The 21,280-nt window shown below is 64.7% G+C and carries 23 protein-coding genes and 1 other RNA gene; 7 read left to right on the top strand and 17 right to left on the bottom strand.

Annotation, left to right across the window (positions count from 1 at the left end):
• The first annotated feature begins 137 nt into the window (after nucleotides 1-137).
• Nucleotides 138-1,625 (top strand): replicative DNA helicase, encoded by a 1,488-nt coding sequence (locus H1S04_RS05535; protein WP_181744527.1) that lies wholly within the window; start codon nucleotides 138-140, stop codon nucleotides 1,623-1,625.
• A gap of 349 nt (nucleotides 1,626-1,974) precedes the next feature.
• Nucleotides 1,975-2,148 carry a hypothetical protein gene (locus H1S04_RS05530; protein ID WP_181744526.1) on the top strand — a complete coding sequence of 58 codons (174 nt, stop codon included), beginning with the start codon at nucleotides 1,975-1,977 and terminating at the stop codon, nucleotides 2,146-2,148.
• Nucleotides 2,149-2,420: 272 nt separating this feature from the next.
• Here the strand turns inward: H1S04_RS05530 and H1S04_RS05525 are convergent, their stop codons facing one another.
• The 4 genes from H1S04_RS05525 to H1S04_RS05510 all read right to left on the bottom strand — a co-directional run bounded on the left by H1S04_RS05525 (nucleotide 2,421) and on the right by H1S04_RS05510 (nucleotide 5,271).
• Nucleotides 2,421-3,467, bottom strand: coding sequence for a flagellar motor switch protein FliG (locus H1S04_RS05525; RefSeq protein ID WP_255435455.1), 1,047 nt, complete (start codon nucleotides 3,465-3,467; stop codon nucleotides 2,421-2,423).
• Nucleotides 3,468-3,530: 63 nt separating this feature from the next.
• The gene (gene purB / locus H1S04_RS05520; protein ID WP_181744524.1) at nucleotides 3,531-4,838 is read right to left on the bottom strand and encodes an adenylosuccinate lyase; all 1,308 of its coding nucleotides are present in this window, start codon (nucleotides 4,836-4,838) and stop codon (nucleotides 3,531-3,533) included.
• A 27-nt stretch (nucleotides 4,839-4,865) separates the two neighbouring features.
• Nucleotides 4,866-5,084, bottom strand: a complete 219-nt coding sequence (locus tag H1S04_RS05515) for a ribbon-helix-helix domain-containing protein (protein WP_181745405.1) — start codon at nucleotides 5,082-5,084, stop codon at nucleotides 4,866-4,868.
• A 10-nt stretch (nucleotides 5,085-5,094) separates the two neighbouring features.
• Nucleotides 5,095-5,271, bottom strand: a complete 177-nt coding sequence (locus H1S04_RS05510) for a DUF4169 family protein (protein WP_181744523.1) — start codon at nucleotides 5,269-5,271, stop codon at nucleotides 5,095-5,097.
• 95 nt (nucleotides 5,272-5,366) lie between these two features.
• Here H1S04_RS05510 and H1S04_RS05505 point away from each other — a divergent pair, with 95 nt between their 5' ends.
• Complete coding sequence (locus tag H1S04_RS05505) at nucleotides 5,367-5,621, top strand: hypothetical protein (protein WP_181744522.1); 255 nt, start codon at nucleotides 5,367-5,369, stop codon at nucleotides 5,619-5,621.
• A gap of 353 nt (nucleotides 5,622-5,974) precedes the next feature.
• On the opposite strand, the gene fumC is transcribed toward H1S04_RS05505, so the two are convergent.
• From fumC to H1S04_RS05480, 5 genes are all read right to left on the bottom strand, one after another.
• The gene (gene fumC / locus H1S04_RS05500) at nucleotides 5,975-7,369 is read right to left on the bottom strand and encodes a class II fumarate hydratase (protein WP_181744521.1); all 1,395 of its coding nucleotides are present in this window, start codon (nucleotides 7,367-7,369) and stop codon (nucleotides 5,975-5,977) included.
• A 426-nt stretch (nucleotides 7,370-7,795) separates the two neighbouring features.
• Nucleotides 7,796-8,263 (bottom strand): SspB family protein, encoded by a 468-nt coding sequence (locus H1S04_RS05495; protein WP_181744520.1) that lies wholly within the window; start codon nucleotides 8,261-8,263, stop codon nucleotides 7,796-7,798.
• A gap of 79 nt (nucleotides 8,264-8,342) precedes the next feature.
• On the bottom strand, nucleotides 8,343-9,575 hold the full coding sequence (gene chrA, locus H1S04_RS05490) for a chromate efflux transporter (protein ID WP_181744519.1): 1,233 nt from the start codon (nucleotides 9,573-9,575) through the stop codon (nucleotides 8,343-8,345).
• 59 nt (nucleotides 9,576-9,634) lie between these two features.
• Nucleotides 9,635-9,991: a transfer-messenger RNA gene (gene ssrA, locus H1S04_RS05485) on the bottom strand.
• Between the two features lie 2 nt (nucleotides 9,992-9,993).
• Entirely contained in the window at nucleotides 9,994-10,368 is a 375-nt protein-coding gene (locus H1S04_RS05480; RefSeq protein ID WP_181744518.1) for a hypothetical protein, read from the bottom strand.
• Between the two features lie 76 nt (nucleotides 10,369-10,444).
• Between H1S04_RS05480 and H1S04_RS05475 the strand changes: the two genes are divergently transcribed.
• The 3 genes from H1S04_RS05475 (at nucleotide 10,445) to H1S04_RS18495 (ending at nucleotide 11,990) form a co-directional block, all read left to right on the top strand.
• A complete protein-coding gene (locus tag H1S04_RS05475) occupies nucleotides 10,445-11,053 on the top strand; it encodes a nucleoside deaminase (RefSeq protein WP_220185093.1) in 609 nt (202 codons plus the stop codon).
• 79 nt (nucleotides 11,054-11,132) lie between these two features.
• A complete protein-coding gene (locus H1S04_RS18500; protein ID WP_220185092.1) occupies nucleotides 11,133-11,507 on the top strand; it encodes an NAD(P)H-binding protein in 375 nt (124 codons plus the stop codon).
• Nucleotides 11,508-11,990, top strand: coding sequence for a hypothetical protein (locus H1S04_RS18495; protein WP_220185091.1), 483 nt, complete (start codon nucleotides 11,508-11,510; stop codon nucleotides 11,988-11,990).
• Here H1S04_RS18495 and H1S04_RS05465 read toward each other — a convergent pair.
• From H1S04_RS05465 to H1S04_RS05430, 8 genes are all read right to left on the bottom strand, one after another.
• The gene (locus H1S04_RS05465; protein ID WP_181744517.1) at nucleotides 11,987-13,249 is read right to left on the bottom strand and encodes a SulP family inorganic anion transporter; all 1,263 of its coding nucleotides are present in this window, start codon (nucleotides 13,247-13,249) and stop codon (nucleotides 11,987-11,989) included. The genes H1S04_RS18495 and H1S04_RS05465 overlap by 4 nt on opposite strands.
• A gap of 117 nt (nucleotides 13,250-13,366) precedes the next feature.
• Nucleotides 13,367-14,407: a PotD/PotF family extracellular solute-binding protein gene (locus H1S04_RS05460; protein ID WP_181744516.1), complete on the bottom strand. Its 1,041-nt coding sequence runs from the start codon at nucleotides 14,405-14,407 to the stop codon at nucleotides 13,367-13,369.
• 104 nt (nucleotides 14,408-14,511) lie between these two features.
• Nucleotides 14,512-15,255, bottom strand: coding sequence for an SDR family NAD(P)-dependent oxidoreductase (locus H1S04_RS05455; RefSeq protein WP_181744515.1), 744 nt, complete (start codon nucleotides 15,253-15,255; stop codon nucleotides 14,512-14,514).
• Nucleotides 15,256-15,417: 162 nt separating this feature from the next.
• On the bottom strand, nucleotides 15,418-15,867 hold the full coding sequence (locus H1S04_RS05450) for a hypothetical protein (RefSeq protein ID WP_181744514.1): 450 nt from the start codon (nucleotides 15,865-15,867) through the stop codon (nucleotides 15,418-15,420).
• Between the two features lie 110 nt (nucleotides 15,868-15,977).
• Nucleotides 15,978-16,868, bottom strand: coding sequence for a polyphosphate kinase 2 (gene ppk2 / locus H1S04_RS05445; protein ID WP_181744513.1), 891 nt, complete (start codon nucleotides 16,866-16,868; stop codon nucleotides 15,978-15,980).
• A gap of 75 nt (nucleotides 16,869-16,943) precedes the next feature.
• Nucleotides 16,944-17,867, bottom strand: a complete 924-nt coding sequence (gene metA / locus H1S04_RS05440; RefSeq protein ID WP_181744512.1) for a homoserine O-succinyltransferase — start codon at nucleotides 17,865-17,867, stop codon at nucleotides 16,944-16,946.
• Nucleotide 17,868: 1 nt separating this feature from the next.
• Nucleotides 17,869-18,756, bottom strand: a complete 888-nt coding sequence (locus H1S04_RS05435; RefSeq protein WP_181744511.1) for an ATPase — start codon at nucleotides 18,754-18,756, stop codon at nucleotides 17,869-17,871.
• 93 nt (nucleotides 18,757-18,849) lie between these two features.
• Nucleotides 18,850-19,983 (bottom strand): OmpP1/FadL family transporter, encoded by a 1,134-nt coding sequence (locus H1S04_RS05430; protein ID WP_181744510.1) that lies wholly within the window; start codon nucleotides 19,981-19,983, stop codon nucleotides 18,850-18,852.
• 195 nt (nucleotides 19,984-20,178) lie between these two features.
• Here H1S04_RS05430 and H1S04_RS05425 point away from each other — a divergent pair, with 195 nt between their 5' ends.
• Entirely contained in the window at nucleotides 20,179-21,171 is a 993-nt protein-coding gene (locus H1S04_RS05425) for a tellurium resistance protein (protein ID WP_181744509.1), read from the top strand.
• Nucleotides 21,172-21,280: the final 109 nt, after the last annotated feature.

Here is a 21,280-nt window from a genome sequence, read left to right as displayed (position 1 = left end):
CGGATTCTGGCGCAGGGCAACGGCGTTATCCACAGGTCCATCCCCAGAATCGCCCACCAGATATTTTTAAGTGCAGGTTCAGAATCGGCCTGTATCGTGGCATAGAGGCAGCTTCGTAAAAACAGGCAGGAACTGCGATGACCGAGATCAGGGCCTTGCAACCGGCGGCGCCCGCCGCCGGTCCCGAAGAACAGAGCGTTCCCTTCTCGATCGAGGCCGAACAGCAATTGCTGGGCGCGCTGCTGACCAATAACGATGTGTTCGACCGCATCAGCCAGTTGCTGAAGCCCGAACATTTCTACGAACCGGTCCATAGCCGCATCTACGAAATCGCCGCCGAGCGCATCCGCAAGAACGCGCTCGCCAGCCCGGTGACGTTGAAGGCCTTCATGGAGAGCGACGCGGGGCTGAAGGATCTCGGCGGCCCGGCCTATCTGGCGCGGATCGCGGCGGCGGCGATCTCGGCCTATGCGGCGCGGGATTATGCGCAGATGATCCGCGAATTTGCCCTGCGCCGCGACCTGATCCAGCTGGGGCAGGATATTGCGGCGCGGGCCGCCTCGGTCCGGGTCGAGGACGATGCCGAAGAACAGATCAAGGCGGCCGAGCAGACCCTTTACAAGCTGGGCGAACAGGGCGTGGCTGAACGCGGCTTCCAGTCCTTCCTGAAAGCGGTGACCGGCGCGGTCGATGCGGCGGCGGCGGCGTTCCAGCGCGATGGCAACCTGTCGGGGATCTCGACCGGTCTGGTCGACCTGGACCGCAAGATGGGCGGGTTGAACAATTCCGACCTCATCATCCTGGCCGGGCGCCCGTCGATGGGGAAGACCTCGCTGGCGACCAACATCGCCTTCAACATCGCCAAGGCCTACAAATCCGGCGAGAAGCCCGACGGCACCGTGGGCGCGGTTGACGGCGGTGTGGTCGGCTTCTTCTCGCTGGAGATGTCGGCCGAGCAGTTGGCGGCGCGGATCCTGTCCGAAGCCTCCGAGGTCGGCAGCCACAATATCCGCTCGGGCGACATGACCGAGGAGGAGTTCCGGCGCTTCGTGCAGGCCGCCAATGACCTGCAGAGCTGCCCGCTTTATATCGACGACACGCCCGCGTTGCCGATCAACCAGTTGGCCGCCCGCGCGCGGAAGCTGAAGCGGACGCATGGGCTGGACCTGATCATCGTCGACTACCTGCAGCTGCTGAAGGCCGCCAGCGCCAAGGACAGCCGGGTGAACGAGGTGTCGGAGATCACGCAGGGGCTGAAGGCTATCGCCAAGGAACTGAACATCCCCGTGATCGCGCTGTCGCAGCTGTCGCGTCAGGTCGAAAATCGCGAGGACAAACGCCCGCAGCTGTCCGACCTGCGCGAATCCGGCTCGATCGAGCAGGACGCCGATATCGTGATGTTCGTCTATCGCGACGAATATTACCGCGAGCGCGAGAAACCCGCCGATCATGAACTGGAAAAGATGGCGAAATGGCAAGAGGTCATGAGCGCGGTTCATGGCAAGGCGGAAGTCATTCTCGGCAAGCAGCGCCACGGCCCCATCGGCACGGTGGAGCTGGCCTTCGAAGGCCGCTTCACCCGTTTCGGCAATCTGGAAAAATCCCGCCAGTCGGAATGGGAATGAGGCAGGCGGGGCCAGCTGCCGCCCCGCAGAATGCCCAGTCGCGCGACCCCCGCCCGCAGTCGTATCACCGTTGGGCATGCGCGTTGGGGGTGCTGCTATTTGCGGTGTTGATCGCGCTGGTGGCGATGAACCACGGGACCATGCGTGTGGCGGGGGATCGGGACGACCTCGGGCGTCCTGCTGGCGGGCCGGCAGATGCGGTGTTTTGCGCCGGGCGCGACGGGGGACGATGGGTTCGGTTGAAGGAGGCCGATCTGCGGCTAGCCGATGGGGGTGCCTTGCCCGCGTTCAATATCGGCGCCTGGCATGGTCTGACGGGCGATCCTGTCCTTGCCGGCACCGGCATTTCGTGTCCGACCCGGCGCTGAAGGTCAACCCCGCGGTCCCCGCGCCGCCCTTGCCCGCCGAGGTGGAGATCCTGCGCAGCGCCCGTTTCGAGGGGCGCGAATTGCGGTTCGATTTCGCCCGCCGTCGGGAATTCGGTCGGATTATCGCGTTGGACATGCCTGCGGCCGCCCATTAGATCCCTCCCAGCCTCCCAGCCTCCCAGCCTCCCAGCCTCCCAGCCTCCCAGCCTCCCAGCCTCCCAGCCTCCCAGCCTCCCAGCCTCCCAGCCTCCCAGCCTCCCAGCCTCCCAGCCTCCCAGCCTCCAAATATCCGGGGCCGGAACTTCACAACGGCCTGCGAATGGCGCTGCCGGCGCATCTGCGGGCGGCATTCTCTCGACCGGCGCAGAAAACCGGACCCTCACCACCTCATCGAGGCTGCATCAGCGGCGGAGCGGGGCGTCCGCCGTTACCTCGCCGGGGTATGGATGGCGATGTCGCCCGTGTCGCCCTCCTCGGCTTCTCCGGCGATCAGGAACAGATCGCCCGCCTCCTCCATCCGGCGGATGGTCGCGATGACGGCGCTCATCGCGTCTTCCAGATCCTTGGCCGAGATCCGACCGAGGGATTCCACCTCCTCGCGCAGGGCGTCCGCGGCCCGTGACGACATCGCGGACATGATGAAATCGGCGGTTGGCCGGTCGGCTTCCCTGGCCCCGGCGATCGCGCGGGTCAGCGCCAGCTGGTCGACCTCGCGGACAATGCGGGGAATGTCGCGCGGATCGATGCGCATGGGGATATTGGCCCAGGTGAAGATGGCCTTGCGAACCTGCGTGGCGAAGTCGGCGTCGTCCTGATCCAGCCCGGTCAGCACCTCGTCGCGGGTGCCGGATGGGGTGAAGTTCAGGATCGCGCCCACTTTCTCGACCGGGCCGCCGTCGAGTGCGGGGCGTGCCAGCGCCTCGGCCGCCTGCAGCAGGGCCACGCCGATCCGGCGCAGGGCCGGCGCCTCGATCCCGCCGGTCATCGACATCGCATAGGCGATCTGGCGCGCGCGTTCGGGGGGCATGATGCCGAACGCCTCGGCCGCTTTGGGCACCGGCAGCTTCGAAAACATCACCGCCGCAACCTCGGTCGCCTCGGCCAGGGCCAAGTCCGCCAGTTGCCGCGCCGGGATCGAGGAGATGCGTTCCCAGGGGTCCGAATGCCCCGCCATGGCCGCCATCCGCCGCAGCCGGTCGGTAATGTCGCGCGAGATGCTGCCGTCCAGCATGTCCAGTGTGTTGCCCAGCCCGCCTGGGAAGGTCAGCCCGACCTGTTCCAGCGATTCGCAGAATTCCGCGACAACGCGGTCGCGGGTGGTTCGGTCGACCATGCCCATCAGTGCCATTTCATGCGCCAGCGCGGCCTGCGCCGAGGGCGGCAACCCTTCCAGAGAAATCTGCTCGCCATCGCTCAGCAACAGCCGCACGATGACCGCGGCCTTCTGCCGCGGAGTCAGAGCCGGTTCCAGCATCATAGGTCGTCCCCGCATGATTCGCAGGGACGACCATCGCAAGGAAAGCTTAAGGCCCGGTTATCAGGCCTCGCCGAACACCCGCCTGAAGATCGTGTCGACATGCTTGGTGTGATAGCCGAGGTCGAATTTCTCCTCGATCTCGGCGGGGGACAGCGCCGCCGTCACCTCGGGGTCGGCCAGAAGTTCCGCTTTGAAATCCTTGCCTTCTTCCCAGACTTTCATGGCATTGCGCTGCACCAGGCGGTAAGCGTCCTCGCGCGAGACGCCGGCCTGGGTCAGCGCCAGCAGCACCCGCTGCGACATGATCAGACCCTTAAACTTGTTCATATTCCTGAGCATGTTGTCGGGATAGATCACCAGCTTGTCGATGACGCCGGCCAGCCGGTTCAGCGCGAAATCCAGCGTGATGGTGGCATCGGGCGCGATTCCGCGTTCGACCGAGCTGTGCGAGATGTCGCGTTCATGCCAAAGTGCCACGTTCTCCATCGCCGGGATCACCGTCATGCGCACCAGGCGCGCGAGGCCCGTCAGGTTTTCGGTCAGCACCGGGTTGCGCTTGTGGGGCATGGCCGAGCTGCCCTTCTGGCCGGGGCTGAAGAATTCCTCGGCCTCCAGCACCTCCGTGCGCTGCATGTGACGGATCTCGATGGCGACGTTTTCCATCGAGGACGCGATCACGCCGAGCGTGGCGAAGAACATCGCGTGGCGGTCGCGCGGGATCACCTGGGTGCTGATCGGTTCCGGGCGCAAGCCCATCTTTTCACAGACATATTCTTCGACGAACGGGTCGATATTGGCGAAGGTGCCGACCGCGCCCGAAATCGCCCCGGTCGCCACTTCCTCGCGCGCGGCCAGCAGGCGGGCGCGGTTCCGGTCCATCTCGGCGTAGAAGCGGGCGAAGGTCAGGCCCATGGTCGTCGGCTCGGCATGGATGCCGTGGCTGCGGCCGATGCGGACGGTGTCCTTGTGTTCAAACGCGCGACGCTTCAGCGCCGCCAGCACCTTGTCGAGATCGGCCAGCAGAATGTCGGCGGCGCGCACCAGCTGCACGTTCAGCGTGGTGTCCAGCACGTCCGAGGAAGTCATGCCCTGATGGACGAAACGCGCTTCCTCGGCTCCGATATGTTCGGCCAGATGGGTCAGGAAGGCGATCACGTCATGCTTGGTCACCGCCTCGATCTCGTCGATGCGGGCGACATCGAATTCGACATCCCTGGCGCGCCAGACGGCCTCGGCGTTCTCGCGCGGGATCACGCCCAGCTCGGCCTGCGCATCGCTGGCATAGGCCTCTATCTCGTACCAGATGCGGAACTTGGTTTCGGGCGACCAGATGGCGGTCATTTCGGGGCGGGCATAGCGCGGGATCATCGGAGCCTCCTGTCTGTCGAGGCTGCTTTAACGCCCGTTGCCCAGTTCTGCCAGCACGAACAGCCGACAGGCGGTCGCCAAGCCGACCTGCGTCGGGCGGGCATGGTCGATTTGCGCGATCAGCGCCGCACGGGTGGTGCCCCGCGCGCGCGCCGCTGCCTCCAGCCCGCGCCAGAATGCATTTTCCAGACTGACTGAGGTGCGGTGCCCGTCGATGGAGACCGAGCGCTTCGCCGGCACATCCATCGGCGGCAGCTCAATCGTCACGCTTCACCCCGTCGAGATGCTTTGCCGCGCGGTCCGCGTCAGACTTTTCCTTGGCCTTCTGGACCTTGGTCCGACCGAATTTGGTCGCATTGGCATCAGCCTTGGCACGCTTTTCGGCGCGGTCACGGTCCTTGCGGGCCTGTCGCAGAATGATCACGCTGGTCATTCCATTGGATTACCGCCTTTCAAAACCCCCGAAAAGATCGTTGTTACAGGGCGCTGGAAATATCCGGCGTGTAATCTTCAAGAGAGATAAGTGAAATGCGTGAATTTTTTATTGACTGGGCCGAGAAGCTGATCGCGGTTTTTGTCGTTCTGGCTGGTATTGGTGTGGTTCTGGGTGGTCTGGCCACAATGTTTTCGGGCATGCCGGGCGCGTTTTTGCAGGGTCTGTTCATCCTGTTGGGCGGCGGCATCTATCTGATCATCATGGCGGGCGTGATGTATATCGCCTTCGGCATTTATCGGAATACGCAGGAAACCAACCGCCTGCTGGGCGAGTTGCTGAAACGCTGATCCGGCATTAAGGCGCGTCGACGGCGCGCCTTTTCCACGGGAATAGAATGGCGCAAGCCATTCGCTGTCTGATCCCACCTCAGGTGATGATCGATTCCGCAAAGCCTGTCCCTGATTGACCGCTGAATGCGGTAGATATGGCCCGTGTGCGGGCCTGGGCGGCCACTCCCGGCGCGTTTGGCGGCCAGCCGATTAACCGCGCTTGCGATCAGGGGTCGGGCGGCAGGAGTGCTGGTTCGCCTTCGATCTGGCAGATCGCAGCCCGCATCCGGGCTGGCAGCCGATGGGTTTGCTGGCAGTCAAATGAAAAAGGCGCGCCAAACGGCGCGCCCTGTGATGGCCTGAAGCGGCGATCAGTCTTCCGGCCCGATCATCAGCTCCGGGCGCACCACCTTGTCGAAGGTCTCGCCATCGACGAAGCCGAGCGCGATGGCTTCCTCGCGCAGGGTGGTGCCGTTCTTATGCGCGGTCTTGGCGACCTTGGTGGCATTGTCGTAACCGATGGTCGGCGCCAGCGCCGTCACCAGCATCAGCGATTCCTTCATCAGCTTGTCGATCCGCGCCGTGTTCGCCTGCGTGCCGACGACCATGTTGTCGGTGAAGCTGCCGGCCGCGTCGCCCAGAAGCTGCATGCTCTGCAGCACGTTATAGGACATCATCGGGTTATAGACGTTCAGTTCGAAATGCCCCTGCGAGCCGGCGATGGTCACCGCCGCGTCATTGCCCATGACATGGGCGCAGACCATGGTCAGCGCCTCGGCCTGGGTCGGGTTCACCTTGCCCGGCATGATCGACGAACCGGGCTCGTTTTCCGGCAGGATCAGCTCGCCCAGACCCGAACGGGGGCCGGAGCCCAGCAGACGCAGGTCATTGGCGATCTTGAACAGGCTGGCGGCGATGGTTTTCAGCGCGCCCGAGAAGAAGACCATGGCGTCATGGGCCGCCAGCGCCTCGAACTTGTTCGGCGCGGTGACAAAGGGCAGCTTGGTGATCGCGGCGATCTCGGCCGCGATTTCCTTGTCCCAGCCCTTTTTGGTGTTCAGCCCGGTGCCGACGGCGGTGCCCCCCTGCGCCAGTTCATAGATCTGCGGCAGCGCGAGATTCACCCGCTCGATCCCCATGCGGACCTGATGGGCATAGCCGGAAAATTCCTGACCCAGCGTCAGCGGGGTCGCATCCTGCGTATGGGTGCGGCCGATCTTGATGATGTCCTTGAACTCGGCCGATTTCGCCTCCAGCGCCTCGGCCAGCTTGGTCAGGCCGGGGATCAGCACGTCGCGGGCCATCATGCCGATGGCGACATGCATCGCGGTCGGGAAGGTGTCGTTCGAGGACTGGCCCATATTCACGTGATCGTTCGGATGCACCGGCTTTTTCGAGCCGAGTTCGCCGCCCAGAATCTCGATAGCGCGGTTCGAGATCACCTCGTTCGCGTTCATGTTTGACTGCGTGCCCGACCCGGTCTGCCAGACCACCAGCGGGAAATTGTCGTCGAACTTGCCCTCGAACACTTCTGTCGCGGCCTGTTCCATGGCACCGGCGATCTCGTCGGGCAGGGCACCGTGGCGGTTGTTGATCCGCGCCGCCGCCAGCTTGATGGCGCCAAGCGCGCGGATAATGGCAACGGGCTGCTTTTCCCAGCCGATCGGGAAGTTCATGATCGAACGCTGCGTCTGCGCGCCCCAGTATTTGGAGGCATCCACCTCCAGCGGGCCGAAGCTGTCGGTTTCGGTGCGGGTCTTGGTCATCTGCGGCTCCCTCGCGATTTCGCGGCGGTTGTAGACGCAGGGGCAGGGATTCGCAAATGGTATGCGATTGTATGCGGACCTTGCATCGCGGCGCCCCGATACATGGACAGGGTTGCCGTCCATGCCGGTGGCGCAGGGGATCCTGCGCGGGAAGCGTTGCCTCGTCACGGCGCATCTTCTCGGCGATACCGAGGGGCGGGATCGCGCCACGACTCGGGGGCATTTCCTGAGCGAGGTTCACGCTGTTCACACCCTTGCCGGCGCCCACGGGGCGACTTCGCGGGACAGGGCGCATGATGCAGTGGACGCGGGATTTTCGGGATCAGGGGCCCCGGATGTCGTCGGATAACAGGCACACGCCTTGTCGTCTCGGCGTCGCCGCGTCACCAATCTTCGGGCGCGTCTGCTGCGACGCGATGGGCAGGCTTATTTCCGCCACTTGTCCAAACTGACGACCTCGCCGCTGCCCTTGGGCGGTTCGTCCTCGGGGGCGGCCTCGGTTTCGATCTCGATTTCGGCGATCTCGTCCTCGTCCTCGGCTTCCTGCGTCTCGAAGCGCAGGCCGAATTCGACCGAGGGGTCGACGAAGGTGCGCAGCGCGTCGAAGGGGATCACCAGCCTCTCTGGCGAGTTGCCGAAATTCAGCGTGATTTCAAAGCCATCACTATTAACGCGCAAGTCCTCGTACCAGTGCTGGATGACAATGGTCATCTCGGTCGGATACCGCTCGCGCAGCCAGTCGGCGATTTCGACGCCATCTTCGCGGGTGTCGAAAGTAATGAAGAAATGATGCTCTCCCGGCAGGCCGCTTTCCGCGACGCGCGACAGCACCTCGGCGATCAGCCCCTGCATCGCGCGATGCATCATTCCGCCATAGTCTATTGCGCGAGTCATCGCCGTCCTCATCTCACTCGTTCCGGTCAGCATAGGGATATGGCGCAGGATGAAAAGGGGACAACGACCGGCGTCCGGCTCAACCCGCGATCAGCAGGCCTGCCAGCGCCGATCCGGCCAGAACCGGCAGCAGACCCACGTGAAAACGCAGCAGCGCCAGGCCGGCGCCGCCGGCAATCAGCGCCGCGCGCCAATCCAGCGCGGCGGGATCGGGCAGGTGCAGGAAGGCGACCGGAACCACCCGTCCGCCGAACAGCACCTGCATGCCGAACCACAACGCGAGCGTCCCGATTACCCCGACCACGGCCGCGGTGACGCCTTCCAGCGCGGCGGCAAGGCGGGGGCGACCGGCGATCCAGTCGATCGATGGGGCGAGGGCGAAGATGAACAGAAACGAGGGCACGAAGGTCACCCACAGGCACAGCGCGGCCGCCGTCGCCGCCATGACGGTCCCCCCCTGCGCATGGCCTGCCAGCCATGCGACGAATTCGGTGACCAGAATCAGCGGCCCGGGCGTGGTTTCCGCCAGCCCAAGCGCATCGATCATCTGCCCGGTGGTCAGCCAGCCCAGATCCTTCACCACGGTCTGGGTCATATAGGTCAGCACGGCGTAGGCACCGCCAAAGGTGACGATGGCCAGCTTGGCGAAGAACAGCCCCAGTGTGGTCAGAAACTCCGCACCCGCCAGCCAGGCCAGCCCGACCGGGGCAAGCCAGATCGGTATGCCGGGTATGAACAGCCACAGACCCGCGGCGGGGCTACCTGAGGGGGTGTCCTCGCTCGATGCGGCAAGGATCAGCGCGCCAAGGGCTGCGGCCAGCAGAATCACCAGCGGAAACGGGGCGGCGAACAGCGCGATTGCGACAAAAGCCGCAGCCGCGATCAGCCGATGCGCCGGGCCTTTCAGCGCCCGACGCGAGACGCGCAAAAGCGCCTCGATCACCACGATCAGCACCGCGGCCTTGATGCCCAGGAAGGCCGCCTGCACCAGCGGCAACTGCCCCCAGCTGACATAGGCTGCCGCCAGCGCCGCGATCACCAGCGCGCCGGGCAGGATGAACAGCCCGCCCGAGATCAGGCCGCCCGGAAGGCCCCGCAATCGCCAACCGGCATAGGCGGCAAGCTGCATCGCTTCAGGGCCGGGCAGCAGCATGCACAGCGACAGCGCCCGCAGATACTGCCGCTCGGTCAGCCAGCGATGGCGGTCGACCAATTCGGCATGCATCAGCGCGATCTGCGCGGCCGGACCCCCGAAGGACAGCCAGCCGATGCGCAGGAAAACCCTGAAAATCTGACCATATCCGACCATCATCCGCCCCAGCTGCCTGTGCAGATAATCGATCTTTCTGAAGATCAGGTAAATATCGGGAAAGTGCAGGTTTCTGTTGCCAGGTACCTGCGAACCCCGCCTTACGCTGCTAGGCGCAAGGGCTTAGTTTTCGGTTACCCGAGCTGCTTACGCAGCCAGAGCGACCGGAGCACGGTTGTCGTTGGCAACTGTACGTTTCGCACCGATAACGGTGGTAGCTCACCGAGACAAAGCCATCCCCTTTAGACGTTCGTCGATCCTGTTTCGGCCCCAGATCCCCCCAACGAAGGTGAATTTGGTGGAGCCGCCGGGTACCGCCCCCGGGTCCGATCCGCTTATTACGAGCGCGTTTATGTCCATAGTCCGGGTTGCCCCGAACAGGTTGGAATATAAGCTCGGGGGCCGGAGGCCGCAAGGGCGGCTATTGGCAGACCTGCGCGCGCCGGCCCAGCAGCGAGATCAGCCGGCCGGTTTCGGCGCTCCACAGCACCTGCCAGGATTCGGTGCAGGGTCGGGCGTGCCAGGCGAAATGGGCAAGCCCGGCCTCGGGCCAGGTTTCGAAGCCCTGCGCGTTCAGTTCTGCCAGCAGATCGTCGGCCAGCGAGTGGTCGGGGAACCGCTCGCGCAGGCGGCGCTGGAATTCGGCGCTGGCGGCGGTCTCGTCGGCAGGCAGATTGCGCAGCAGAGGCGGCATCTCGGGCGGGGGCGGCCGCAGCGCCAGAAACAGCGCCAGCAGGGCGGCGCCGAGAAGGCAGAACAGGGGCAGGGCGATCAGGGCGAGGGTCCGGCGAGTCATGCCCCATGATTGCCGTGCCCCGCCGCCCGAGCGCAAGCGGCTTGTCCCCGGCGACGGGCGCGGTAAGCTGGCAACCATGAACACGCATCCCATACCCCTGACCGACACCCAACTGGCCGAGGCGCTGCTCAATGCGCTGGAAGATCATGTCCTGCCGCTGACCCGCAAGGGGGTGGCCGCCGGCAACAAGATCTTCGGTGCCGCCTTGCTGCGCAAATCCGACGGCAGCGTGGTCCTCGCCGAAACCAATAACGAAACTGAAAACCCGCTCTGGCATGGCGAGGTGCATCTGCTGAAGCGCTATCGCGAGGTGGAGGGCCTGCCACCGCCCGAAGACCTGATCTTCCTCAGCACCCATGAGCCCTGCTCGATGTGCCTGTCGGCGATCACCTGGGCGGGCTTCGACAATTTCTTCGACTTCTTCACCCATGAGGACAGCCGCGACAGTTTCGCCATCCCGCATGATCTGAAGATCCTGAAAGAGGTCTTCACGCTCGATCCCGGCGGTTACCGGCGCGCGAACGCCTATTGGACGGCACGGTCGGTGGCGGAGGTGATCCTGGGCGCGGATGCGGCGGCGCAGCAGCGTCTGCGCGCGCGCGTGGATGCCATTACCGCCGAATATGCGGCCCTGTCGGATGCCTATCAGCAAGGCAAGGCGGAGAATGCGATTCCGCTCCGTTAGGTGCATCAGGCCCTGCTGACGCGATATGTCAGGAGTGACGTGCTAATTCTCGATCATGGTTTGATCGCAGGAGGGCACGATGTTTGTTCTGATCGGAGGGACGGGGCAGGTCGGCGCGGCGGCGGCGCGTGCGCTGCTGGCGAAAGGGCACCCGGTCACCGTCATCACCCGCGACCGGACGCATGGGGCCGAACTTGAAGCCGCCGGCGCGCGGATCGCCGAAGCGGATATCCGCGATGTGGCCGCGCTGCGGGCGGTCCTGCAATCGGGCCGCCGCGCATTCCTGCTGAACCCCCCCGCCGATCCCTCCGGCGACACCGACCGGGAAGAGCGCCGGAATGTTGAGGCGATCATGGCGGCACTGGACGGCTCGGGGTTGGAGAAAGTGGTCGTGCAATCGACCTATGGCGCGTTTCATGGAACGGCATGTGGCGATCTGACCGTGCTGCATTAGATGGAGGCGCGCCTGCTGGCGCAACCCATCCCGGCGGCGATCAATCGCTGCGGCTATTACATGAGCAACGGGGCCGCCATGGCCGAAACCGTGCGCGAAACCGGAATCCTGCCCAGCTTTTTCCCCGCCGATCTCGAACTGCCGATGGTCGCGCCCGAGGATCTAGGGCAAGCGGCGGCGGCGCGGCTGCTTTCCTCCTGCGAGGATGTCGGCCTGCGCCATGTGGAAGGCCCCGAACACTATACAGCGCGCGACGTCGCGGACGCCTTTGCCGCAGTCCTTGGCCGAGCGGTCACCGTCGAAGAAATTCCGCCTGCAGCCCTTGAGCCGACGTTTCGGTCATTCGGGTTTTCGCAGCCCGCTGCCGCGTCCTATGCCCGCATGACCCGGCGGTTGATCCATGGGCAAACCGAGGCCAGCACCCCGCCGCGGCGCGGGCGAATGAGCCTTGCCGCCTATATCCGTGCGGTGGTGGCGCATTAACGATCAGGCGGGGTCCAGTCGGCCGGGGGTGCCTTGCGGCGCTGCAGGCGCAGGGCGAGGCCGATGGCGACGCCGGTGCCGATGGCGATGGTCAGGTCGGCGACCACCGTCAGCACCATGGTCAGGATCATCAGGAACTGGTCCGAACGCCGCTCGGCGAGATAGGCGCGCCAGCGATGCGGCTCGGCCATGTTCCACGCCGTCAGCATCAGCAGGCCCGCCAGCGCCGGCAGCGCCAGCCGCCCGGCCAGCGGCGCGGCGACCAGCATCACGATCAGGATCGTCAGCGCGTGGACGATGCCGGCAACCGGCGTCTTGCCGCCGGCGCGCACATTCGTCGCCGTGCGCGCGATTGCCCCGGTCGCGGGCAGCCCGCCGAACAGGGCCGAGCCGATGTTGGCCACCCCCTGCGCCATGATCTCGGCATTGGGACGGTACCGGCCGCCGATCATGCGGTCGGCGACCATAGCCGAGAGCAGCGATTCAATCCCCGCCAGAAAAGCGATGATGAGGGCCGAGGGCAAAAGCTCGGCCATGCGCGAGAGGCTGACCGGCGGCAGGCCGGGCAGTGGAAGTCCGCGCGGCAGTTCGCCGAAGCGGCCGGTGATGGTCTCGACCGGCAGCGCCATCAGCGCCGCCAGAGCCGAGGTCAGGCCGACCGCGAAGATCAGCCCCGGAAATCGCGGCGCCAGCCGGCGCAGCAGCACGATCAGCAGCACCGTGCCGAGGCCGATCGCCAGCGCCGGCAGCGACAGGCTGGCGCGGGCCTGCCACAGCGCAGCGATCTTGGGGAAGAACTCGGCCGGCAACTGATCGATGGCGAGGCCGAAGAAGTCCTTCAACTGACTGGTGGCGATAATGATGGCGATGCCGATGGTGAAACCGTTGATGACCGGCTCCGGCACCAGCCGGATCAGATTGCCGGCGCGCAACATGGCCGCCGCGATCAGGATCGCGCCGGCCATCAGTGTGGCCAGCACCAGCCCATCGAAGCCATGGCTGGCGATGACACCGTATACCACCACGATGAAGGCGCCGGTCGGGCCGCCGATCTGCACCCGGCTGCCCCCCAGCAGCGAGATCAGCAACCCCGCGACCACGGCGGTGATGATCCCGGTCTGCGGCGCCGCGCCCGAAGCGATGGCAATGGCGAGGCTGAGCGGCAGCGCCACCATCGCCACCGTTACGCCGGCGATCACGTCCGCGCGCAGGGTTGCGGCGTCATAGTCTTGCAGGGTGGTGAGGATCTTGGGTTTCATCGTGCGGCCTCGACCTTTGCAGACAAGCTGCGCAATATCCGGAAATGGCAAGCAAAAAGGCGCCCCGCCGGGGGCGCCTTGAAAGGATATGTCAGTTGTTCACAGGCGGCGCCCGCATCAGAAACCGGCCTTGATCTTCTCGAACTCGGCCAGCTGCTTTTCGCGCTGCTGGGGATCGTTCGGGGTCTGGGCAAGAACCGGGACATTGACCTGGGCCAGCCCGCTTTTCACCGCCGGCTCGTCCTTGATGGTTTCCATGCCGGCCTTGGTCGAATGACCGTAGCCGATCGTGTCCAGCAACCCCTTGGCTGCACGCGGTTCCAGCCAGGCATTGATGAAGTCATAGGCCTTTTCCTCGCTGCCGGGGCCGTCCTTCATGTTCACGAAGCCGCAGATGAAAGTCGAAGACCCTTCCTTCGGCTCGCGCTGAAAGCCGACCGGATAATTGTCGGCCTGCAGATAGGTCACGCCGTCATTCCACGACCAGGCCACATCCACCTGCCCCGAGGCCATGAGCTGCGCCTGATCCTGCGGGTCGGCCCAATAGGCGGCGACGTTCTGATGGGCCTTGCGCAGCCAGTCGGCGGCGGCGGCCAGTTGTTCGTCGGTCACCTTGGTCCAGTCGGTCACCCCGGTGGCAAGGTAAGCCAGCGCCCAGACGTCGTCCGAGCTGTCCGGCAACGAGGTCCGGCCCTGATATTTCGGGTCGATGAAGATGTTCAGGCTGGCCAGATCCTCGGCCGGAACCTTGTCCTTGTTATAGGCAATGGCGGTGGCACCCCAGTCGGTAGGGATGAACCAGACGCCTCCGTCATCGTGGAAAACCGAAGAATTGTTCACCGCCGGATCGATGTCGGCATAGGCGGGGATCTTGGACACGTCCCACGGCTCGATCAGGCCCGCATCGCGGTATTTCGACACCATCTGGCTGCAGGGATGGACGACATCGGCCTTGAAGCCCGAAGCGACCTTCTGGAAGGCTTCGTCGTCATCGCCATAGAACGCGAAGGTCGGGCTGTCGCCGTATTTGTCGATATAGCCCTGAAAGATCGAAGGCTCCTCGAATCCGGCCCAGTCGAAGACCGTCAGATCGGCATCGGCGGCAATGGCGGGAGAGGCGAATACCGCGAGGATGGCGGTCGAGCGCAGGAAGGTCATGTCCGAATGGCCTTTCGGTTGGGGTTGGCCGCCCGAGGCTAGCCCCGCCGGGCACACCGCGCAAGCCGCTTTGGCCGCCTTGCGAGCACGTGGTGGAAGTTTGATCAGCGCATGCGCAGGGCGCCGTCTATGCGGATCACCTCGCCGTTGAGGTAGCCGGATTCGATAATGTTCCCGACCAGTTGCGCGAATTCCTCGGGCTCGCCCAGACGTTTGGGGAAGGGCACGTCGGCGGCCAGACCGTCCTGCACATCCTGCGGCAGGCTGCGCAGCATGGGGGTGCCGAAAATCCCCGGCGCAATCGCCATGACCCGGATGCCGGATCGCGCCAGATCGCGGGCGATCGGCAGCGTCATGCCGGCAATTCCGGCCTTGGATGCGGCATAGGCCGCCTGTCCGGCCTGTCCGTCAAAGGCCGCGACGGAGGCGGTATTGATGATCACGCCTTTCTCGGTCCCCGCGTTTTTGGCCATTTCGGCGGCGGCAAGACGCAGCACATTGAAGCTGCCGATCAGGTTGATCTCGATGGTGCGGCGAAAGCTGTCCAGCTTGTGCGGCCCGTCGCGGCCGACGGTCTTTTCGCCGGTCACGATGCCCGCACAGTTGACGCAGGCGGTGATGCGGCCCATGGCCGCGCTTGCGGCCTCGATCGCGCGGGTGACGCTGGCTTCGTCCGTCACGTCGGTTTCGGCGAAATGGGCGCCGATGCGGGCGGCGAACTCGGCCCCGCGCGGATCGCGGTCGAGGATTGTGACCTGGGCGCCCCGCTTTCGCAGATAGCCGGCGGTCGCGGCCCCGAGACCCGAGGCGCCCCCAGTCACCACCGCGCTGGTTTCGGCTAGTTCCATGACATTCCTCCCCCGATCAGACGGGCCGAATTATGCGCCGGTCGGGATTGCGCGCAAGCCGAGAATAGGCCGACGGGCGAAAACGAACATGGCCGGCGCCGCGGGGGGCGCCGGCCATGAGAGAGGCCAGTGGGCGGGGTTTATCACACCGCCGCGTGCGCTTCAGCGCATGGCCATGGAGCCGCAGCCGCGCAGCGGCTTTTCGCCCTCAAGATAGACCGAGACGCTGCTGGTGCCGGTCTGACCGCCGGTCGAGCAGTTGCCCGGCTTGATTTCCACGGTCGCGGGCAGCATCGCCGGGGTCGCCATCACCCGACCGGACAGAACGGTCAGATCCGAGGGAGCGTCGGCCGGCTGGCCTTTGTAATCCAGCGTCCCGACCCATTGCTGGCTGTTGCCGGGGATGGTCATCTGAACCGCGTGCGACGCCTTTCCGGTGGACTGGATCTTGATGGTCCAGTCCTTGCCGCCGCCGGTGAAGGCCGCGACCGGGCTTTGCACCGAGGTCTGCTTGTCGGAAGGACGCTCGTCCATGGGAACATCATCCAGCGTGCAGCCGGCCATGACCATCATGGCGCCGGCAGCGATGGCGGTTTTCAACATAAAGCTCATTACGATATCCTCGTGTGACGGTTGCGCCATCATGCCTAGGAGCCGCGCAGACAGGGATCAACCCGCCCGCAGTCACGCTTGTGTCATGTGTTTTTAACGTCACAGCGCCCTCAATCGCGCAGGATTTCCGGGCCGCCGACGATGCTGTCATCCTTTTTTCCGATCATTTTCCGGTCCTTGCCGGCATAATCGACGGCATTCAGGATGGTCTGAATCGCCGCGATCCTGGCCCGACGCTTGTCATCCGAGCGGATCACAACCCACGGAGCGCCCTTCATGTCGGAATAGCGCAGTGTGTCGCGAATGGCGGCGGTGTATTCATCCCACTTGCCCAAGCCATCGACGTCGATCGCGGACAATTTCCACTGTTTCAGCGGGTTGCCCTCGCGTTCCAGAAAGCGGCGCAGCTGTTCGGCGCGGCCCACATTCAGCCACAGCTTGACCAGTATCAGCCCGTCCTCGACCAGCATTTCCTCGAAGCTGGGCAGTTGGCGAAAGAACTTGATGCGCTCGTCCTCTGTGGAAAAGCCAAAAACGCGTTCGACCACGCCGCGGTTATACCAGCTGCGGTCGAACAGCGCGATTTCGCCATTGGCAGGCAGCCAGTCGATATAGCGCTGGAAATACCACTGGTCGGATTCGCGTTCCGATGGCTTCGGCAGCGCCACCACATAGGCCGAGCGCGGGTTCAGGTTCTCGCGCACGCGGTCAATGGTGCCCCCCTTGCCGGCGGCGTCGCGGCCTTCGAACACCACCACCACGCGTTTGCCGGTCACCATGATGTCATGCATCATCTTGACCAGTTCCAGCTGCAGCCTTTCCATCTGCTTTTCGTATTCGCCCTTATCCATCTCAACCGGATAGGGGAACGAGGGATCGAGCATGTCATCCTCGCCGGCCTTTTCGATGGCCTTGCGGATATCCTTGGGGGCGTCATGCTTGAAATAGCGGGTGATCTTGCCGACGAAGGGCAGATCGGTGGGGGGCTGGTCCTTGGCCATCACGGTCTCCGTAAGCGTCGGCTTACTATGCGGTGGCGCGAAGCTTCTGAAAAGGGGGGCGCGGGGCACCCCCCTTCAGGTGCCGATTTTCATCAGATCGTATTCGGTGGTCTGGTAGATCTCGTTGATCCAGTTGCCGTAAAGCAGATGCGCATGGCTGCGCCAGCGGTTCGAGGGCGCCCGCGAAGGGTCGTCGTCAGGATAGTAGTTCACCGGCACCGCGATCCGCTTGCCCGCCGCCACGTCGCGGTCATATTCATCCTTGAGCGTCGTCGAATCGTATTCGAGGTGGTTGAACACATAAAGCGCCCGGTGGCCCGCGTCTTCCAGCAGGCAAGGCCCGACCTCGTCCGAGGCGACCAGCGTGGTCAGCCCCGGTCGCTCGGCCACGTCGGCGGTACGCACCTCGGTCCAGCGGCTGACCGGGATCAGCAGGTCGTCGGAAAAGCCGCGCAGATAGGGCGATGCGGGCGCGCGGTTGTCGTGGCGGAAACAGCCGAATGCCTTGTGGTCCAGGTCATGCTTGGGCAGCCCGTGGAAGTGCCAGGCCATGGCCATCGCTCCCCAGCAGACGCCGAAGGTGGAATGCACATGGCTCTGCGTCCAGTCGAAGACGCGGGTCAGTTCCTCCCAATAGGTGACCGCTTCGAAGGGCAGTTGTTCGATCGGCGCGCCGGTGATGATGAGGCCGTCGAATTTCTCGCCCGTGGCCTCGACCTCGCGGAAGGTGCGATAGAAGGACTGCATGTGATCGGCGGCGGTGTTGCGGCTTTCATGATCCGACATGCGGATCAGCTGAAAGTCGATCTGCAGGGGCGTGGCGCCGATCAGCCGGGCGAACTGGTTTTCGGTCTGGATCTTCTTCGGCATCAGATTCAGCAGCCCGATGCGCAGGGGCCGGATGTCCTGCATCGCCGCCCGGCCCGGCGACATGACCATGACGCCTTCATCCGACAGGATGTCGAAGGCGGGCAGGTCGTTGGGCAGGGTGATGGGCATCTCAGGCTTCCTTGCGGTCGGTTCGGTCTTCGGTCCGGCGGTCGATGGCGCGCGCAATCAGCGCGTCGAATCCGGCGGGGTTGCGGATTTCGGAAACTTCCTCGGCGGTGACGGTGATGCCGCGCCGGGCCATGGCTTCGTATCGCGGCTGGCGATGCGCCAGCGCGCGGGCATAGGTCCAGCGGATGAAGTCATCGGGATCGACCTGTTCCTCGATCAGGCCCTTTTCCATGCGATAGGCCAGCCACGCCTTGTCCAGAAATTCCGGCTGATAATACATGGGCTTGGGCGCGCGATCAAAGCGGCGGACCAGTTCCGCCGTATGCGCGTCCGAGCCCTTGATCCAGACCATAAGCAGGTGACGTTCCAGCGCCGACAGTACCGGATCGTTGGGATCATCGGGGTCCACCACCTCGCAGATCGAGCCGCCGCTGTCGCAGACGAAATGCGGCAGGCGATAGATTTCCTCGGACCGGGTAATGAAATGGGGCGTGTCCAGAAGCGAGGCAATTTCCGCCGCCCGATGTTCGTTCTGGCGGCGCATATAGGTGTCGAAGGGCAGCCCGCCGCGGGTTTCCGACCCCGGCTTGCCCAGATAGGTCGAGAGGGGCGACAGATTGTCGAAGGTGATGTTCGAGCCGATATAGACGCTGTCCGACAGCAGAAGCTCGCGCAGGAAGGGGACCTTCATCGCCTCGCGCTTGAAGTTGTCGGCGATCAGCTCGCCCATGTAGCGGGTGCCGATGCGGTAATCGATGCTGTAATGAAACCAGTCGTTCGACGCCCGCAGCATGTTCGACAGATAGGTCTTGCCCAGACCCGACATGCCGAACAGAAGCACCCGCTTGCGGTTGCTGCCAAGCCAATCCTGTCCGGTGCTATAGATCATGGCGTCTCCTTCGGGGCGCAATCTAGGCAGCGCCGCGCCAATAGAAAAGCCCCGCGCGGGGGCGGGGCTTTTCCGAAGTCATTGATGGCGCGATCAGAAGCGATAGCCGACGCGCAGGCCCAGGCTGACGGCGTCGTTGTCCTTCATGTCGGCGCGGGCCGCGTCCGGGGTGCCGGTTTCGGCCTTGGCATCGCCCAGCCTGGTGTAGTTGATGCCGCCGGTGAACTTCCACTTGTCCATGGTGTAGATCCCGGCAACCGTCACGCCCTTGCGGCCATTGGTGGGCGCCAGCGGCGACACCAGGTCCTTGCCGGTGGGTTCATAGGTGAAGGCCACGGTGCCCGACCACTGCTCGGTGAATTTGCGGCCCACACCCAGCGTGTAGGTGTTGGTATCTTCCAGACTGACCAGCCCGTCGGGGACATATTGGCCGAAGAAGTCCGGGGTCACGGTGAAGTCCGACCAGTAGGTGCGGCGGATCTGGCCAAAGACCAGCGTGTCCTGGGCGACGCCGGTCTGGAAATCCAGTGCCAGCATGGCCGGGGTCGTCACGTCGGTGGACCCCTGCGCGACCTTGACCGCACCCATGAACTCCTGGGTGTCGAATTCGTGGTCGATATCCGAATAATAGGTCAGCGCGACACGGGCGGCGATGTCGGGCCGTTCCCAGGACGCGCCGGCCAGCCAGCCGACCGCGGTGTCATCGGCGAGCTTCGCGCGATAGCCTGAAAGCGTCGAATAGGCCGCACCGCGCAGCCGGATGTCGCCCGAGGCTTTCGACGCCCGCAGACCGGCATGGACGGCCCAGTTCTCGTTGAACTTGTAACGCCCGATGACCGAGATCATCGCGCTTTCGACATTGGCGTTCGTGCCACCCAGCATATAGGAGCCCTTGGTCGCCGAGGTGGTGTCGACATTGGGATATTCGACATCGGCGCCATAGGGATGCTCGATGATCAGCGCAGCCGAGAACTGGTCGCTGAACTGGTGCTTGTAGCCAAAGGTCAGCACGTTGAAATCGTCCGCGACATTGCCGGTCTTGCGGCCGCCATAGATGGCCAGGTCGCGCCCGCTGACTTCCGGGTTGGTCACTTGCAGGCCGGTTTCGACGTAGTTGCCTTCTTCGAACAGGATATTGATCGACTGGGTCGAACGCTCGATCCCGGCGGCGAAAATGGGTGTGGTGCTCAGCAGCAGCGCCGCAGCGCTGATCGTGGTTTTTTTCATGATTTCCTCCCCGCTCGGCCTCTGTGGCTGTCGCTTCAACCGCAAGGCTATACGGCTGTGGAATTGAATCAATCACAGCGGCTGCATTACGTGGCGTCGGCTGGTTCCTGAGCTGCGTCACCGTGTCGCCTTTGCAACGGTTGAACCGGCTGGACCTGCGCGCGATATCCGGGAGGTCCCCGAAACGAGGCTTCCATGACCGAGCGGTTAAGATTTGCGATGCCGAAGGCCACCCCCAGAGGGCTTTGGCGACGGGTGCCTCCGGCGATTTTCGCGCCGATTCTGGGGCTGCTGACGCTCGCGCTGGCATGGCGGGCGGCGGTGGCACAATTCGCGCTGCCCGCCGGGCTGTCAGGGATGCTCGACGGGGCGGCGGTGGCGCTGTTTCTGTTCGCGGCCACGGCCTATGCGGTCAAGCTGTGCTGGCGTCCAGCCGTGCTGGCCGATGATCTGGCCGTCCTTCCCGGTCGGATGGGAACGGCGGCGGGGGTGCTGGGTGTCTATGCACTGGCCGGCGTGCTGGGGGCCTATCTGCCGCATCTGGCGCGCGGCGTGCTGGCGGCGGGGCTGGTCCTGCATCTTCTGCTGCTCGTCACGGCGCTGCGGGTGCTGGCACGCGGCGCGGGCGATGCCCGCCGGCTCGGCCCGGTCTGGCATCTGCAATGGGCAGGGGCGCTTGTCGCCGCGCGGGCGGCGCTGCCGCTGGACTGGCCGCGACTGGCCGAGATGCTGTTCTGGGGCGGCCTGCTGGCGGCAGCGGTGATCTGGGCAATCTCGCTGCGGCAATTGCGCGAAGGACGGTGGCCCGCGCCGCTGCGACCGTTGCTGGCCCTTCATCTGGCGCCGTTGGCACTGATCGGCAGCGTTCTGGTGCTGACCGGCCATCCCGTTGCGGGCGGGGTTGCTGCGGTGATGGTCGGGCTGATGCTGCTGGCCGGGGTGCTGGCGTGGCGCTGGCTGACGGTGGCAGGTTTTTCAGCGCTGTGGGGCGCCTTCGCCTTTCCGATCGCGGCGAGCGCCGACCTGTTCTGGACCCTTTACGCCGCCATCCCGTCCGAGGGGCTGCGTATCCTGAGCGGGATGCTTCTGGTGTCGGCGACGCTGACCGTCATCCCGCTGACCTTCCTGATCCTGCGTGACTGGGCGCGCGGCCGGCTGGCGGTCAGGACCAACGCCGCCGTTGCCTGAGGCGCCGGCTTGCCGCAGCCGGTTGGCAGCTATGCGCGGGTCGGGGTTTACAAACCGCCCACAAGGTGAAAAGGGGAACTGCCAAACGAACCCCCCTTATCAAGGATGG

Origin of the sequence: Paracoccus sp. S1E-3 (genome assembly GCF_013868135.1) — a bacterium.
GTDB lineage: Bacteria > Pseudomonadota > Alphaproteobacteria > Rhodobacterales > Rhodobacteraceae > Paracoccus.
The sequence above is the reverse complement of the archived record's forward strand: the minus strand, read 5'-3'. Positions and strand labels throughout refer to the sequence as shown.

Bases quoted from the DNA above. Each gene is read 5' to 3' on its own strand.
- H1S04_RS05465 (WP_181744517.1), bottom strand. From the start codon at position 13,249: ATGAAACCCAAGATCCTCACCACCCTGCAAGACTATGACGCCGCAACC.
- H1S04_RS05430 (WP_181744510.1), bottom strand. From the start codon at position 19,983: ATGAAAAAAACCACGATCAGCGCTGCGGCGCTGCTGCTGAGCACCACA.
- H1S04_RS05515 (WP_181745405.1), bottom strand. From the start codon at position 5,084: ATGGATGTGCCGGCGAAGCGCTCGGTCTCCATCGACGGGCACCGCACC.
- fumC (WP_181744521.1), bottom strand. From the start codon at position 7,369: ATGACCAAGACCCGCACCGAAACCGACAGCTTCGGCCCGCTGGAGGTG.
- H1S04_RS05510 (WP_181744523.1), bottom strand. From the start codon at position 5,271: ATGACCAGCGTGATCATTCTGCGACAGGCCCGCAAGGACCGTGACCGC.
- H1S04_RS05450 (WP_181744514.1), bottom strand. From the start codon at position 15,867: ATGAGCTTTATGTTGAAAACCGCCATCGCTGCCGGCGCCATGATGGTC.
- H1S04_RS18495 (WP_220185091.1), top strand. From the start codon at position 11,508: ATGGAGGCGCGCCTGCTGGCGCAACCCATCCCGGCGGCGATCAATCGC.
- chrA (WP_181744519.1), bottom strand. From the start codon at position 9,575: ATGATGGTCGGATATGGTCAGATTTTCAGGGTTTTCCTGCGCATCGGC.
- H1S04_RS05460 (WP_181744516.1), bottom strand. From the start codon at position 14,407: ATGACCTTCCTGCGCTCGACCGCCATCCTCGCGGTATTCGCCTCTCCC.
- H1S04_RS05505 (WP_181744522.1), top strand. From the start codon at position 5,367: ATGCGTGAATTTTTTATTGACTGGGCCGAGAAGCTGATCGCGGTTTTT.
- H1S04_RS05535 (WP_181744527.1), top strand. From the start codon at position 138: ATGACCGAGATCAGGGCCTTGCAACCGGCGGCGCCCGCCGCCGGTCCC.
- H1S04_RS05480 (WP_181744518.1), bottom strand. From the start codon at position 10,368: ATGACTCGCCGGACCCTCGCCCTGATCGCCCTGCCCCTGTTCTGCCTT.
- H1S04_RS05525 (WP_255435455.1), bottom strand. From the start codon at position 3,467: ATGCTGGAACCGGCTCTGACTCCGCGGCAGAAGGCCGCGGTCATCGTG.
- metA (WP_181744512.1), bottom strand. From the start codon at position 17,867: ATGCCCATCACCCTGCCCAACGACCTGCCCGCCTTCGACATCCTGTCG.
- H1S04_RS05495 (WP_181744520.1), bottom strand. From the start codon at position 8,263: ATGACTCGCGCAATAGACTATGGCGGAATGATGCATCGCGCGATGCAG.
- H1S04_RS18500 (WP_220185092.1), top strand. From the start codon at position 11,133: ATGTTTGTTCTGATCGGAGGGACGGGGCAGGTCGGCGCGGCGGCGGCG.
- purB (WP_181744524.1), bottom strand. From the start codon at position 4,838: ATGATCCCGCGCTATGCCCGCCCCGAAATGACCGCCATCTGGTCGCCC.
- H1S04_RS05455 (WP_181744515.1), bottom strand. From the start codon at position 15,255: ATGGAACTAGCCGAAACCAGCGCGGTGGTGACTGGGGGCGCCTCGGGT.
- ppk2 (WP_181744513.1), bottom strand. From the start codon at position 16,868: ATGGCCAAGGACCAGCCCCCCACCGATCTGCCCTTCGTCGGCAAGATC.
- H1S04_RS05435 (WP_181744511.1), bottom strand. From the start codon at position 18,756: ATGATCTATAGCACCGGACAGGATTGGCTTGGCAGCAACCGCAAGCGG.
- H1S04_RS05425 (WP_181744509.1), top strand. From the start codon at position 20,179: ATGACCGAGCGGTTAAGATTTGCGATGCCGAAGGCCACCCCCAGAGGG.
- H1S04_RS05475 (WP_220185093.1), top strand. From the start codon at position 10,445: ATGAACACGCATCCCATACCCCTGACCGACACCCAACTGGCCGAGGCG.